We start from the raw sequence: 13,634 nt of genomic DNA, 5'->3' as shown, positions 1-13,634 counted from the left end.
AAGAGCGCCCACCCGTGAAACGCCGACGCCCGTGAAAAGCGCCCACCCGTGAAACGCCCACGCCCGTGAAACGCCCACGCCCGTGAAAAGCGCACGCCCGTGAAAGGTCCCCCCGTGTCCGACCCGCACGAGCTGACAGTCCTCAACCCCGCCACCGAAGAGGTCGTCGCCACCGTCCCCGCCGCCACCGCCGAGGACGTCCACACCGCCGTCGTACGGGCCGCCCGCGCCCAGACCCGGTGGGCCGCGCTGCCGGCCGCCGACCGGGCCCGGCTGCTGCGCCGCTTCGCGGACGCCGTCGACACCCACCTCGAAGAACTCGCCCAGCTGGAGGTCCGCGAGGCCGGCCACACCGTCGGCAACGCCCGCTGGGAGGCCGGCAACGCCCGCGACCTGCTCCTCTACGCGGCCGGTGGCGCCGAACGCCTCCTCGGCAAGCAGATCCCGGCCCCCGGCGGCTGGAACGTCACCTTCCAGGAACCCCTCGGCGTCATCGGCGTGATCGCCCCCTGGAACTTCCCCATGCCCATCGCCGCCTGGGGCTCCTTCCCGGCGCTCGCCGCCGGCAACGCGGTCGTCCTGAAACCCGCCGAGACCACCCCGCTGACCGCGCTCCGCCTCGCCGAACTCGCCCTGGCCGCAGGCCTGCCCGAGCACCTCTTCCAGGTGCTGCCAGGGTACGGCCACACCGCCGGACGCGCCCTGGTGGACCATCCCGACATCGCCAAGGTCGTGTTCACCGGCTCCACCCGCACCGGCCGCGAGGTCATGGAGCGCTGCGCGGCACTCGTCAAGCCGGTCACCCTCGAACTCGGCGGCAAGAGCCCCAACATCGTCTTCGCCGACGCCGACCTCAAGGCCGCCCTCGACCCCTTCTCCTTCCTGGACAACTCCGGCCAGGACTGCTGCGCCCGCACCCGCGTCCTGGTCCAGGAGGCCGTACTGGAGGAGGCCCGCGACTTCCTCGCCGACGCGCTGGCCGCCGTGGTGGTCGGCGACCCGGCCGACGAACGCACCCAGATGGGCCCGCTGATCTCCCGTCAGCAGCTCGACCGGGTACGGTCCTACGTCCCCGACGACGCCCCCGCCCTGCGCGGCAGCGCCCCCGACGGACCCGGCTTCTGGTTCCCGCCGACCGTGCTCACCGGAGAGCGGCACGACAGCCCGGCGGCGCACGAGGAGATCTTCGGCCCCGTCGCCGTCCTGCTCCCCTTCACCGACGAGGAGGACGCGATCCGCCTCGCCAACGACACCCCCTACGGGCTGTCCGGCTCGATCTGGACCCGGGACGTCGGCCGCGCGCTGCGCGTGTCCCAGTCCGTCCGCGCGGGCAATCTGTCCGTGAACTCCCACTCCAGCGTCCGCTACTGGACCCCGTTCGGCGGCTACAAGCAGTCCGGTCTCGGCCGTGAGCTGGGCCCCGACGCCCTGACCGCCTTCACCGAAACCAAGAACATCTTCATCAGCACGGAGGGCCCCGCACAGTGACCGCAGAAACTGTTTGCCGCCGCCTGGTCGGCCGTACCGCCGTCGTCACCGGAGCCGGCAGCGGCATCGGCCTCGCCACCGCCCGCCGCCTCGCCTCCGAGGGCGCCCATGTCGTCTGCGCGGACGTCGACGAGGCCCGCGGCAAGGCCGTGGCCGACGAGGTCGGCGGGCTCTTCGTGAAGACCGACGTCACCGACCCCGAGCAGGTCGAGGCGCTGTTCCGGACGGCGTACGACACCTACGGCAGCGTCGACGTCGCCTTCAACAACGCCGGGATCTCCCCGCCCGACGACGACTCCATCCTGGAGACCGGCCTGGAGGCCTGGAAGCGCGTCCAGGAGGTCAACCTCACCTCCGTCTACCTGTGCTGCAAGGCCGCCATCCCCTACATGCGCCGCCAGGGCAAGGGCTCCATCATCAACACCGCGTCCTTCGTGGCACGGATGGGCGCGGCCACCTCGCAGATCTCGTACACCGCGTCCAAGGGCGGCGTCCTCGCCATGTCCCGGGAACTCGGCGTGCAGTTCGCCCGGGAGGGCATCCGGGTCAACGCGCTGTGCCCGGGCCCGGTCAACACCCCGCTGCTCCAGGAGCTGTTCGCGAAGGACCCGGAGCGGGCCGCCCGCCGTCTCGTGCACATCCCGGTCGGCCGGTTCGCCGAGGCGGAGGAGATCGCCGCCGCCGTCGCCTTCCTGGCCAGCGACGACTCCTCCTTCGTCAACGCCACCGACTTCCTGGTGGACGGCGGCATCGCGGGCGCGTACGTCACGCCGCTGTAGGGGCCGGTCAGAGGAAGGTGCGCCCCTCGCCCCGGTAGGTGGGCACGGTCGCCGTGACCGTGTCCCCCGCCACCAGGTGCAGCGCCTCGAACCGCTCGCACAGCTCGCCCGCCTTGGCGTGCCGGAACCACACCTTGTCGCCGATCAGCAGATCGTCGGCGGGCGAGCCGAGCAGCGGGGTCTGCACCTCGCCCGGGCCCTCCTGCGGGTCGTACGCCAGTCCCTCCGGCAGATACGGCACCGGCAGCCGGTCCCGGCCGGCGGCGCCGGAGGCCGGATAGCCGCCGCCGAGCACGGTGACCACCCCGACGCCCGGCCGGCGCACCACCGGCTGCGCGAACAGGGCGGCCGGACGGCCGCTGAACGACGTGTAGTTGTCGAACAGCCGCGGCACATACAGCCCCGAGCCCGCCGCGATCTCCGTCACGGCGTCCTCGGCGGCCGTGTGCTGCACACTGCCCGTGCCACCGCCGTTCACGAACTCCAGGTCCGGTACGACGGCGCGCACCGCGCGCACCACCGCGGCCCGCCGCTCGGCCAGCTCCCGCCGGGCCGCGGCCTGCATCAGCCGGACGGCCCGGGACCTGAGGGGCCGCCCCGCCACCGCGTCCCCGACCCCGGCGATATGCCCCTCGTACGCCATGATCCCCACCAGCCGGAACCCCGGCCGGCGGGCCACCGACCGGGCCAGCTCGGCGAGTTGGCCGGGGGAGTGCAGCGGAGAGCGCCGCGCGCCGACCCGTATCCGGCCGCCCAGCAGCTTCAGCGAGGTGTCCAACTCCAGGCAGACCCGCACCACTTCACGGCCGCCGTCCCGTGCGGCCTCGATGAGGTCCAGCTGGGCCACGTCGTCCACCATCACGGTGACGGCACGGGCGAGCTTGGGATCGGCGGCCAGTTCGGCGAATCCGGTGCGGTCGGCGGACGGGTAGGCCAGCAGGATGTCGTCGAACCCGGACCGGGCCAGCCACAGCGACTCGGCGAGCGTGAACGACATGATCCCCTGGAAGCCGTCCCTTTCCAGGACGCGCTCCAGCAGGGCCCGGCAGCGTACGGACTTGCTGGCGACCCGGATCGGCTTCCCGGCGGCACGGCGCACGAGATCGGCCGCGTTGGCGTCGAAGGCGTCCAGGTCCACGATCGCGAGAGGGGCGTCGAGATGGGCGGTGGCCCGGTCGTAACGGGCCCGGTCGGCGGCGCGCGCAGTCATGACGGAAGCCTGCCAGAGAGGATTACCGCAGGGTAGGGGGACGTTCCGGGCAGATACCCCGGTGCCGTGGACCGGGTTCCTTCCCGGGCCCCGGCAACCCGTAGAGTGACGCGCACGTACGACGGAACGCCCCGGAGCACCATCTGAACCGGGATGCCGGTCCGGCCGTACGGGTATGCGTGCCCGGGAGGAGTCTGCGCGCCGGGCGCGGCCGAGGAGCAGGGACGGCCCGCGTACGAGAGACGGCCCGGGCACGAGGAAGCGGGGGGTGCATGAGCACGGAAGCGCGCCACGCCCCCGTACCGCCGCGCCCCTCGACCCCGCCGCCCGTCCCCGCCGCCCCACCCCGCCCCACCACCCCACCCCGGGTGGACGACGACCCCGACGAGCCCTCGGTCTTCACCCCCCGCACCCTGCGCACCCCCTCCGAACGCCGCACCGACCGGCCGGCGCCGGGCCGCCGGGTGCCGCCCTTCGGCACGGACCGCTCCGCGGACACCGCCGGTCACCCGAGCAGTCCGCGGCCCGCGGTTCCCGCGACGGCCGAGCCGGCGAGCCCGCCTCCCCCGCCCGCCTCGGCCCGCTTCCCGGACACCCCGCCCCGCACCGGCCGCCCGGCACGCCGGGACGCCACCGGTCAGGCGGGCGGCCGGCCGGCTTCCGCGGCTGCGCCTGGGGGTGTGGGTGGTGGCCGGTCGGCGTCCGGCGGGCATGGGGCGTCTGCGGCCGCCCCCGGTGCTTCGGCCGGCGGCCGGTCGGCTTCCGCGGCTGCGCCCGGTGGTCCGGGCGGTGGACCGTCGGCGTCTGGCGCTGCGCCTGCGGCTCCGGCCGGCGGAGGGCAGGCCCCCGCAGGCGCCCCGGGCGCCGGTGGTCGATCGGTGGCCGCCGCTGCCCCCGGCACTCCGGCCACCGGCCACCGCGCTTCTGCGGCCACCGCCGGCGCTTCGGCCGGCGGCCGGTCCGCTTCCGCGGCTGCGTCCGGCGGTCCGGGCGAGGGACAGCCGGCGTCCGGGGCTGCCCCCGGCACTTCGGCGAGCCGACACCCGGCCTCTGCTGCGGTCGTCCCCGGTGCCCCGGCGAGCCGGCACCCGGCCTCTGCTTCCACCCCCGGCAAGGCGCCTGTCGGGCATCCGGCCTCTCCGTCCACCCCCGGTGGTCCGGCTGGCGGACGGTCGGCTGCCGCGGCTGCCCCCGGTACGTCGACAAGCCGTCACCCGGCCTCTCCTGCTGCTGCCCCCGATGCCTCGGCGAGCCGGCACCCGGCCTCTGCTTCCACCCCCGGCAGGGCGCCTGTCGGGCATCCGGCCTCTCCGTCCACCCCCGGTGGTCCGGCTGGCGGACGGTCGGCTTCCGCGGCTGCCCCCGGTGCTCCGGCGAGCCGACACACGGCCTCTCCTGCACCTGCCCCCGGCGCTCCGGCAAGCCGGCACCCCGCCCCTGCTGCCCCCGGCGCTCCGGCAAGCCGGCACCCGGCCTCTGCTGCGAGCGTTCCGGGTGAGGCCTGGAGTCCCATGGTCGTGCCGGATCCGGCGTTCGCCTGGGGTGGTGTTGGGCGGCCCGATCGGCCTGTCGTGGTGTTCGCCGAGCCCGAGAGGTTTCGGGAGCGGCCGCGGGCCCGGGTCGCGGCCCGTACCGCCGTGGCCGCCGTATGCCTGATGCTCGGGCTCGGACTCGTCGGCGGGGCCGCGGCCGGGACCTGGCTCACCGAGGACGGCGCGGACGACACGGCCGGCACCGGCTTCGCCGCCGCCGCTCCGCTCTGGCACAGCGTGCCCGTCGACCACCTCTTCCCGCCCACCGTCCAGGGCCCCGGCGCCGGACCCGGCGGCGCCGACCGCACCTGGACCCGGATCGCCGTCGCCCCGGACAGCGGCTGCACCGGCGCCTTCGACCCGCTGCTGTCCAAGGTGGTGGCCCCCCTCGGCTGCGGCCGGCTGCTGCGCGCCACCTACACCGACGCCACCCAGACCTACGTCACCACCGTCGGCCTGCTGTTCACCAAGGCCGATCCCGCCGCCATGTCCGCGCTCGCCACCCGCTTCCGCCGCGAGCACCTGGACCGGCGCGCCGACCTGATGCCCCGGCCGTACGCCGCGAAGGGCACCGCGGCGGCCGGGTTCGGCAACGGCCAGCGCGCGTCCTGGACCATCTCCGTGCTCACCGACGCCCCCGTCGTCGCCTACGCCGTCTCCGGCTGGGCCGACGGCCGTACGGTCGACACCCCGCAGCCCGCCGCGGACGCACTCCGCGCCGGTGCCACCACGGCGCAGGCCCAGGCCGGCCTGGGCAACGAGGCCCAGGGCCTGGCCGACCGCATCGAACGCCGGCTGCGCCAGACCGTGCGCGCGGCCACGGAGAAACCCTCATGACGCATGCCCGCGCCGCCGCGCTGAGCCTGCTGCTCGCCGGCGCCCTCGCCCTGCTGCCCGCCACCGCCCGGGCCGACGCCATCCGTGCCCAGGAGTGGGGCCTGTCCGCGCTCCACCTGGACCAGGCCTGGCGGACCACCAAGGGCCGGGGAGTCACCGTCGCCGTCCTGGACACCGGGGTCGAGGCCGGCCACCCGGACCTGGCCGGGAACGTCCTGCCCGCCAAGGACATGATCGGCTTCGGCGCCCGGCAGGGCGACCGCACCTGGGCCCGGCACGGCACCGCCATGGCCGGCATCATCGCCGGACACGGTCACGGCCCGGGCCACACCGACGGGGTGACGGGGGTCGCCCCGGAGGCGAAGATCCTGCCCGTACGGGTCATCCTGGAGGACGGCGACCCGGCCCGCGCCAAGGCCCGTACCGCCCGGGGCGACGCCCTCGCCGACGGCATCCGCTGGGCCGCCGACCACGGCGCGGACGTCATCAACCTCTCCCTCGGCGACGACTCCGCCTCCGCGCACCCCGAGCCCAGTGAGGACGAGGCCGTGCAGTACGCCCTGAAGAAGGGGGTGGTCGTCGTCGCCTCCGCGGGCAACGGCGGCGACAAGGGCGACCACGTCTCCTACCCGGCCGCCTATCCGGGGGTCATCGCCGCCACCGCCGTCGACCGCTACGGCACCCGCGCCACCTTCTCCACCCGCCGCTGGTACTCCGCGGTCAGCGCACCGGGCGTCGACGTCGTCATCGCCGACCCCGATCACAAGTACTACGTGGGCTGGGGCACCTCCGCCGCCTCCGCCTTCGTCTCCGGCGCGGTCGCGCTGATCAGGTCCGCCCACCCCGAGCTGAGCCCGGCCCAGATCAAGACGCTGCTGGAGAAGACCGCCCGGGACGCGCCGGCCGGCGGCCGGGACGACTCCCGCGGCTTCGGCATGATCGACCCGGCCGCGGCGCTGAAGGCGGCCGACCGGATCAAGCCGCAGGCCCTGAGTGCCCCGGCGTACCACAGGGAGTACTTCGGCACCGGCCCGGACGCCCCCAAGGCCACCCCCACCGCCACCGACTGGGCCGGCCCGCTGGCCGGCAGCGTCGGCGGAGTGCTCCTGGTGGCCGGCGGCGTGCTGTGGCGCGGCCGCAGGCAGCCGGAGACCGGCTGAACGCGTCGCGGCCGCGCCGCTGCCGCTATCCGGCGATGTACCCGATCTCCGGGTAGCGCGCCGACGCGCCGCGCAGCAGTCGCCCGGTGTCCGGCCGGCCGCACAGCTGGAGGTCGAAGAAGGCCCGCAGCACGGCCCGTACGGCGGCCACCGCCCTCTCCGCGGGGATCGTGCCCACCTCCAGCCCCTGCCGGACCGGCGCGGGCAGCTGCGGTGCGACGGACACGAGGTCGGTGAAGGAGAGGTGTCCGGCGTCCGCGAGCCGCAGACAGCGCCGCCAGCCGCGCAGGTTCCGCCAGAACTCGGGCCAGTACGGGTCCTTCTCCAGTCCGTCGTGGACCGCGGTGTCCATCAGCAGGAACGGCCGGTCCAGCCCGCGCCCGACCACCGGTCCGAACACCGTGCCGTCCAGGTCGGCGCCGGCCCGCACCCGGTCGTCCAGGTCCATGACGGCCGCCGCCGCGGCACCGCCCCGGGAGTGGCCGAAGGCGCCCACCCGCGCGAGATCGAGGGTGCCGCGCAGTCCGCGGGGGAGCGGGCGCCGTCCGGCGTCGGGGTTGCCGCCCCGGTCCAGGACCGCCAGGCAGTCCAGCACGAACCGCAGGTCGGCGGCGCGCACCGCGACCGCGGCCGCGGGGTCCTCGGTCCCGTCGTTGCGGGTGACCACCACCCGGCCGTCGGGGAACTCCACCTCGCCGGAGTCGTACGGGTGGTCGACGGTGACCACCGCATGGCCCCACGACACCAGCTCCTCGACCACCAGCGTGTTGAAGGTGCGGTCCGAGCCGGCGCCCGGCGAGTACAGCAGCACCGGCCGGCGGTCCGGGCGGGCCGGGGCGCCGGCCGCGGTGTGCGTCGAGGGCAGCGCGTAGCCGTCCAGCGCACCCCCGTACCGCGCCTTCAGCGCCTGCGCGGCACCGTCGGGCAGCCAGGGCAGCAGCGGGCGGTCCCGGACGTCGGCCGCCGGATAGGCGAGGGTCGCCATCAGCTCGCGCGGCCCGCCCGACCAGGGGTCGGTCCGCGCCCGGTCGACCAGGTGCAGCTCCACCGCGCCGACGGGCGCCGGCCCGGTCGGTCCGGCCAGGGTGATGGGGACCAGAGCGGCCGCCGAGGCGGGCGCGGGCAGGGACAGCGGGACGGCGGCGGCGACCACGGCGCCGAGGCCCCCGGCCAGGAGGGTACGGCGAGTCGGGCGTACGGGAGGCACTGCGCTCCTTCCGCGGCCGGACCCCGGGCCCTCACGGAGGACCCCGTGCCGTCCGGCCTGCTCAGCGTCAACTTCCGCGCAGCCTAGATCACTTGACCGGGGTGGGTGCCCTTCGCCCGGGTGGCCCGCGGGACAGCGGCCCGCGGCCTATAGGGTCGGGACCGTGGCGAACAAGAACATTCCCGACTCCGGCTTCTCCGACGACGACGGCTCCGCCGACCCCCGGCTGAGCGCCGCGCTCGCCGCCTGGACCGAGGACCGCGGCGCCCTGGGCCCGGTGCTGGAGGCGCTGAAGGGCGCCCGGCTGCTCGTCCCGGTCGTCGCCGTGCTCGGCGAGGTCGAGGAGGACGAGAACGGCTTGCGCCGCGAGAAGACCAGCGACATGGCCGTACCCACCCTGAAGGCCGGCGGCCGGGTCGCGCTGCCCGCGTTCACCTCCACCGACTCGCTGGCCCGCTGGGACCCGGCGGCCCGGCCCGTCGCCGTACCGCTGCACCAGGCGCTCCAGGCGGCCGCCCACGAGAAGGCCGACACGATCGTGCTGGACATGGCCGGACCGGTGCCGTTCGAGCTGACCGGCCCGGTGCTGCTCGCCCTCGCCGAGGGCCGCACCAGCACCGACCCGCTCACCGACCCGGCCGTGCTCGAGGCGGTGCGTGCGGCGGTGGCGGCGGAGCCGGCCGTGCTCCGCGCCCACCTCGGGCCCGGGCAGGCCGACGGCACCCTGGCCCTGGTCCTGGACCCGGCCGCGGCGCCCGCCCCGGCCGCCCGCGCGGTCGCCGAGCGGCTCGCCGCCGACGAAACGCTGAGGGCCCGCCTGGTGCGCGGCCTCGACCTGGCACTGCTGCCGGCCGGAACCACGCCCCCGGGCGAGCCCCTGTACGTCCGTGGATAGTGCTCAGCGGGCCTGGCCGTAGACCGGGCCGGTGTACTTCTCGCCCGGCCCCTGGCCCGGCTCGTCCGGGACCAGCGACGCCTCGCGGAACGCCAGCTGGAGCGACTTCAGGCCGTCGCGCAGCGGGGCCGCGTGGAAGGAGCTGACCTCGGTCGCGCTCGCGTCCAGCAGACCGGCGAGGGCGCTGATCAGCTTGCGGGCCTCGTCCAGGTCCTTGTACTGCTCGCCCTCCTCGCTCAGCCCGAGCTTCACGGCGGCGGCGCTCATCAGGTTGACGGCGACCGTCACGATCACTTCGACGGCGGGGACCTCGGCGATGTCGCGGGTCATCGCGTCGAAGTCGGGATTCCCGGGGTTCTCAGGAGGGGTCTCACTCATGCCCCACACCCTAAGCGGTTCCGGGTTACGCCTTTCCGATTAGGCCTTGTCAAGGGGATCCTGCTAGTCTGATTGACGACCGGCCGGACATGCCCTGTGCGAACAGAGCGCCCGGCCCACAAGTGGAGGCTCCGATCTCCCACCCGACCGTCCTCCGGGATGGCGGGTCACCCGGTCAGGCGGCCACCATCGTTCCGTACGGACGATGGAGCCGCCCGATAGCGCCCCGCGGTCTCCGCGGCGGTGCTCCGGTTGTTGTTGGAGCCCCGCCTGTGATCGTCCGGGGCATTTTTTCTGCGCCGGCGCGGTTAGGTCTAACGAACACAGACGTTACGCGGCTGTCCGCCAGACCGCCGTGTGGTGCTACCGAGGAGGATCCATCAGCGCCGAGCCCCGCATCAACGACCGGATTCGCGTTCCCGAGGTGCGACTTGTCGGTCCCAGTGGCGAGCAGGTCGGCATCGTGCCGCTCGCGAAGGCACTGGAGCTTGCTCAGGAGTACGACCTCGACCTGGTCGAGGTAGCGGCGAACGCCCGTCCGCCCGTGTGCAAGCTCATGGACTACGGGAAGTTCAAGTACGAGTCGGCCATGAAGGCCCGTGAGGCGCGCAAGAACCAGGCGCACACGGTCATCAAGGAGATGAAGCTCCGGCCGAAGATCGACCCGCACGACTATGACACCAAGAAGGGTCACGTCGTCCGGTTCCTCAAGCAGGGCGACAAGGTCAAGATCACGATCATGTTCCGTGGTCGCGAGCAGTCCCGGCCCGAGCTGGGCTACCGACTGCTTCAGCGCCTCGCGGAGGACGTCCAGGACCTCGGTTTCGTGGAGTCGAATCCGAAGCAGGACGGCCGCAACATGATCATGGTCCTCGGTCCGCACAAGAAGAAGACCGAGGCGATGGCCGAGGCCCGTCAGGCGCAGGAGGCCCGCAAGGCCGAGGCGAAGGCGAACCCCGGCAAGTCGCAGAACCCTGCCGAGGCTGAGGCGCCCTCCGAGGAGCCCGCCGAGGCGTGATCCCCGGGGGAGGTACGACCTCGTACGTCCCCGTGGATGTAACCGAAAGATCAGAGCGACGCTCCACCGTGCCCGGTTTCGCGACCGGGCACCGGAGCGCCACCGACGAGGAGAGAACGGCGCTATGCCGAAGAACAAGTCGCACAGCGGTGCCAGCAAGCGCTTCAAGGTCACCGGCTCCGGCAAGGTGCTCCGTGAGCGCGCCGGCAAGCGCCACCTGCTCGAGCACAAGTCGTCCCGCGTCACGCGTCGCCTCACCGGCAACGCCGAGATGGCCCCGGGCGACGCCGCGAAGATCAAGAAGCTTCTCGGCAAGTGACCTGCGGCGCCCTCTGAGCGCCGTACGTCTGGACCGGGACCGAATCGTTTCCGGGTCGTGTGAAGACCACCACGACCCCGCTACAAGGAGTTAACAAGTGGCACGCGTCAAGCGGGCAGTCAACGCCCACAAGAAGCGCCGGGCGATCCTCGAGCAGGCCTCCGGCTACCGCGGTCAGCGTTCGCGCCTGTACCGCAAGGCCAAGGAGCAGGTCACCCACTCGCTGGTCTACAACTACAACGACCGCAAGAAGCGCAAGGGCGACTTCCGTCAGCTGTGGATCCAGCGCATCAACGCCGCTGCCCGCGCCAACGGCATGACCTACAACCGCTTCATCCAGGGTCTGAAGGCTGCCAACGTCGAGGTCGACCGCAAGATCCTCGCCGAGCTGGCGGTCAACGACGCCGGTGCGTTCGCCGCGCTGGTCGAGGTGGCCCAGAAGGCGCTGCCGTCGGACGTCAACGCCCCCAAGGCCGCGTGACGCCGCTCCGGCTCTGAGCCGACGCTCACTTCGGGACCCGCAGGCTGTGATGGCTTGCGGGTCCTGCTGTTGCCGCCCGCCGTCCACGCCGCCGTCGACACTCTCCTGAAGGTGAAGAAGAGGATGCCCCCCGCCACCCCCGAGCTGATCTCCCCCCGTTCCGCGCGCGTCCAGGCCGCCCGGCGGCTCGCCAAGCGGAACTTCCGGGGCAAGGACCGGCTGTTCCTCGCGGAGGGACCGCAGGCCGTGCGGGAGGCCGCCGGGCACCGGGGCGCGGACGGCACGGCGACCCTCGTCGAACTCTTCGCCACGGTCGAGGCCGCGGAGCGGTACGCCGACATCGTCGGCGCGGCCCGGGACGCCGGCGCCCGCGTGCACCTCGCCTCCGAGGACGTCATCGCCGACATCTCCACCACCGTCACCCCGCAGGGCCTGGTCGGCGTCTGCCGCTTCCTGGACACCCCCTTCGAGGAGATCCTCGCCGCCCGGCCCGCACTGGTCGCCGTGCTCGCCAACGTCCGCGACCCGGGCAACGCCGGCACCGTGCTGCGCTGCGCGGACGCCGCCGGCGCCGAGGCCGTGGTGCTCACCGACGCCTCCGTCGACCTGTACAACCCCAAGGCCGTACGCGCCTCCGTCGGCTCGCACTTCCATCTGCCCGTCGCCGTCGGCGTCCCCGTCGAGCGGGCCGTCCAGGGGCTGAAGGACGCCGGGGTGCGCATCCTCGCCGCCGACGGGGCCGGCGACCGCGACCTGGACCAGGAGCTGGACAAGGGCACCATGGGCGGGCCGACCGCCTGGGTCTTCGGCAACGAGGCCTGGGGGCTGCCGGAGGAGACCCGCGCCCTCGCCGACGCCGTCGTCCGGGTGCCCATCCACGGCAGGGCCGAGAGCCTGAACCTGGCCACGGCCGCCGCCGTATGTCTGTATGCGTCAGCCCGTGCGCAGCGCGCCTCCGGAGGGTGCCGCTCCGTCACCCACAGCTAGTAGGGTGACCAGCTCGGGGCCCTGCGCCGTCTGAGAGGTGGGGTACGGGGATGAGTGTGGCCGGCAGGAGCACCGCGCCGGAGGGAGGGGACGCGCCGCGCACGGCCGTGCCCGGGTACGGCGACCCCGCGGACTGCGACCCCGACCAGCTGCCCGACGGCCTCGTCGTCGCCGACGCGCGCGGCCGGGTCGTCTGCTTCAACCGCGCCGCCGCCCGCATCACCGCCCTGCCCGCCGCCGACGCCCTCGGGCAGCCGCTGGAGAAGGCGCTGCCGCTCGAGGACCTGGAGGGGCGGCGCTGGTGGCAGCTCACCGACCCCTACGGCGGGCTCGCGACCCGCACCCGGCAGCCCGAGCGCAATCTGCTGCTGCCCGGCGGCAGGGAGGTGCTCGTCACCGCGCGGTACGTGCGCGACGAGCCGCTCGGGCCGGTGCGCCGGGTCGTCGTCTCCTTGCGCGACACGGAGGCCCGCCGGCGCACCGAGCGCAGCCACGCCGAGCTGATCGCCACCGTCGCCCACGAGCTGCGCTCCCCGCTGACCTCGGTGAAGGGCTTCACCGCCACCCTGCTCGCCAAGTGGAACCGCTTCACCGACGACCAGAAGCGGCTGATGCTGGAGACCGTCGACGCCGACGCGGACCGGGTCACCCGGCTCATCGCCGAGCTGCTCGACATCTCGCGGATCGACTCCGGGCGGCTCGAGGTGCGCCGGCAGCCGGTGGACATCGGGGCCGCCGTCTCCCGGCACATCCAGGCCTATGTCGCCGCCGGGCAGCCCGCCGACCGCTTCCTGCTCCGCATCGAGCAGCCGCTGCCCGCCCTGTGGGCCGATCCCGACAAGGTCGACCAGGTGCTCAGCAACCTCATCGAAAATGCCGTGCGGCACGGCGAGGGAACCGTCACCATTGACGTCACGCCCACCGCATCCCCGCGCGAGGGCGAGGAAACCGGCACATCCGTCACGGTGAGCGACGAGGGGCCCGGCATCCCGGAGGAGTCCATGAACCGCGTCTTCACTCGCTTCTGGCGAGGCAGCAAGCGCGGTGGCACCGGCCTCGGGCTGTACATCGTCAAGGGCATCGTGGAGGCCCACGGCGGTACGATCACGGTCGGCCGCACCGCGGCCGGCGGCGCCGAGTTCCGATTTACGTTGCCCGTGGCGGCCCCGGCCTTTGTATCGGAGGGGGCGCGCAGCGTCGTATAGGGCCGTGGTGGGCGACGGGCGGGCCTGAGCGCCCCCGCGGGCGCATTCGTCTGTCTCCACCCCGTTAGACTCGGCCTTTGGCACCTTTGTGTCCTTCACACGGCCCGCTACGCCGGTCACCGGGGACCATCCGCCAGC

At 74.0% G+C, this 13,634-nt stretch carries 13 protein-coding genes; 10 read left to right on the top strand and 3 right to left on the bottom strand.

The window, feature by feature from the left end; translation table 11 throughout:
* Positions 1–114 precede the first annotated feature (114 nt).
* A complete protein-coding gene (locus tag ACFVIU_RS22280) occupies positions 115–1,488 on the top strand; it encodes an aldehyde dehydrogenase family protein (protein WP_385844508.1) in 1,374 nt (457 codons plus the stop codon).
* Positions 1,485–2,267 carry a 3-oxoacyl-ACP reductase gene (locus ACFVIU_RS22275; RefSeq protein ID WP_385844507.1) on the top strand — a complete coding sequence of 261 codons (783 nt, stop codon included), beginning with the start codon at positions 1,485–1,487 and terminating at the stop codon, positions 2,265–2,267. The genes ACFVIU_RS22280 and ACFVIU_RS22275 overlap by 4 nt, the downstream gene beginning before the upstream one ends.
* Positions 2,268–2,274: 7 nt before the next feature.
* Here ACFVIU_RS22275 and ACFVIU_RS22270 read toward each other — a convergent pair whose 3' ends face one another.
* The gene (locus ACFVIU_RS22270; RefSeq protein WP_385844506.1) at positions 2,275–3,477 is read right to left on the bottom strand and encodes an amino acid deaminase/aldolase; all 1,203 of its coding nucleotides are present in this window, start codon (positions 3,475–3,477) and stop codon (positions 2,275–2,277) included.
* Positions 3,478–5,048: 1,571 nt separating this feature from the next.
* Here ACFVIU_RS22270 and ACFVIU_RS22265 point away from each other — a divergent pair.
* On the top strand, positions 5,049–5,846 hold the full coding sequence (locus ACFVIU_RS22265) for a hypothetical protein (RefSeq protein ID WP_385844505.1): 798 nt from the start codon (positions 5,049–5,051) through the stop codon (positions 5,844–5,846).
* Complete coding sequence (mycP, locus tag ACFVIU_RS22260) at positions 5,843–7,006, top strand: type VII secretion-associated serine protease mycosin (RefSeq protein WP_385844504.1); 1,164 nt, start codon at positions 5,843–5,845, stop codon at positions 7,004–7,006. Before ACFVIU_RS22265 ends, mycP begins: the two co-directional genes overlap by 4 nt.
* A gap of 25 nt (positions 7,007–7,031) precedes the next feature.
* On the opposite strand, the gene ACFVIU_RS22255 is transcribed toward mycP, so the two are convergent.
* Positions 7,032–8,213, bottom strand: a complete 1,182-nt coding sequence (locus tag ACFVIU_RS22255; protein WP_385844503.1) for a lipase — start codon at positions 8,211–8,213, stop codon at positions 7,032–7,034.
* Between the two features lie 163 nt (positions 8,214–8,376).
* Between ACFVIU_RS22255 and ACFVIU_RS22250 the strand changes: the two genes are divergently transcribed.
* Entirely contained in the window at positions 8,377–9,108 is a 732-nt protein-coding gene (locus ACFVIU_RS22250; RefSeq protein ID WP_385844502.1) for an SseB family protein, read from the top strand.
* A gap of 3 nt (positions 9,109–9,111) precedes the next feature.
* Here ACFVIU_RS22250 and ACFVIU_RS22245 read toward each other — a convergent pair whose 3' ends face one another.
* Positions 9,112–9,486: a DUF1844 domain-containing protein gene (locus ACFVIU_RS22245; protein ID WP_385844501.1), complete on the bottom strand. Its 375-nt coding sequence runs from the start codon at positions 9,484–9,486 to the stop codon at positions 9,112–9,114.
* A gap of 355 nt (positions 9,487–9,841) precedes the next feature.
* Between ACFVIU_RS22245 and infC the strand changes: the two genes are divergently transcribed.
* The 5 genes from infC (at position 9,842) to ACFVIU_RS22220 (ending at position 13,496) form a co-directional block, all read left to right on the top strand.
* Positions 9,842–10,504 (top strand): translation initiation factor IF-3, encoded by a 663-nt coding sequence (gene infC, locus ACFVIU_RS22240; protein ID WP_030654735.1) that lies wholly within the window; start codon positions 9,842–9,844, stop codon positions 10,502–10,504.
* 124 nt (positions 10,505–10,628) lie between these two features.
* Complete coding sequence (gene rpmI, locus ACFVIU_RS22235) at positions 10,629–10,823, top strand: 50S ribosomal protein L35 (RefSeq protein WP_004933563.1); 195 nt, start codon at positions 10,629–10,631, stop codon at positions 10,821–10,823.
* 97 nt (positions 10,824–10,920) lie between these two features.
* The gene (gene rplT / locus ACFVIU_RS22230) at positions 10,921–11,304 is read left to right on the top strand and encodes a 50S ribosomal protein L20 (protein ID WP_003989074.1); all 384 of its coding nucleotides are present in this window, start codon (positions 10,921–10,923) and stop codon (positions 11,302–11,304) included.
* Positions 11,305–11,427: 123 nt separating this feature from the next.
* Positions 11,428–12,291: a TrmH family RNA methyltransferase gene (locus tag ACFVIU_RS22225; protein ID WP_385844583.1), complete on the top strand. Its 864-nt coding sequence runs from the start codon at positions 11,428–11,430 to the stop codon at positions 12,289–12,291.
* A 50-nt stretch (positions 12,292–12,341) separates the two neighbouring features.
* On the top strand, positions 12,342–13,496 hold the full coding sequence (locus ACFVIU_RS22220) for an ATP-binding protein (RefSeq protein WP_385844500.1): 1,155 nt from the start codon (positions 12,342–12,344) through the stop codon (positions 13,494–13,496).
* Positions 13,497–13,634: the final 138 nt, after the last annotated feature.

Origin of the sequence: Streptomyces sp. NPDC127190, assembly GCF_042672505.1 — a bacterium.
Lineage (GTDB): Bacteria > Actinomycetota > Actinomycetes > Streptomycetales > Streptomycetaceae > Streptomyces.
This window is presented reverse-complemented; position numbering and strand designations above follow the sequence as displayed.

What these genes read in the sequence shown, in the direction of transcription:
- ACFVIU_RS22270 (WP_385844506.1), bottom strand. Translation starts at nt 3,477, where the DNA reads ATGACTGCGCGCGCCGCCGACCGGGCCCGTTACGACCGGGCCACCGCC.
- mycP (WP_385844504.1), top strand. Translation starts at nt 5,843, where the DNA reads ATGACGCATGCCCGCGCCGCCGCGCTGAGCCTGCTGCTCGCCGGCGCC.
- ACFVIU_RS22245 (WP_385844501.1), bottom strand. Translation starts at nt 9,486, where the DNA reads ATGAGTGAGACCCCTCCTGAGAACCCCGGGAATCCCGACTTCGACGCG.
- rpmI (WP_004933563.1), top strand. Translation starts at nt 10,629, where the DNA reads ATGCCGAAGAACAAGTCGCACAGCGGTGCCAGCAAGCGCTTCAAGGTC.
- ACFVIU_RS22225 (WP_385844583.1), top strand. Translation starts at nt 11,428, where the DNA reads ATGCCCCCCGCCACCCCCGAGCTGATCTCCCCCCGTTCCGCGCGCGTC.
- ACFVIU_RS22220 (WP_385844500.1), top strand. Translation starts at nt 12,342, where the DNA reads ATGAGTGTGGCCGGCAGGAGCACCGCGCCGGAGGGAGGGGACGCGCCG.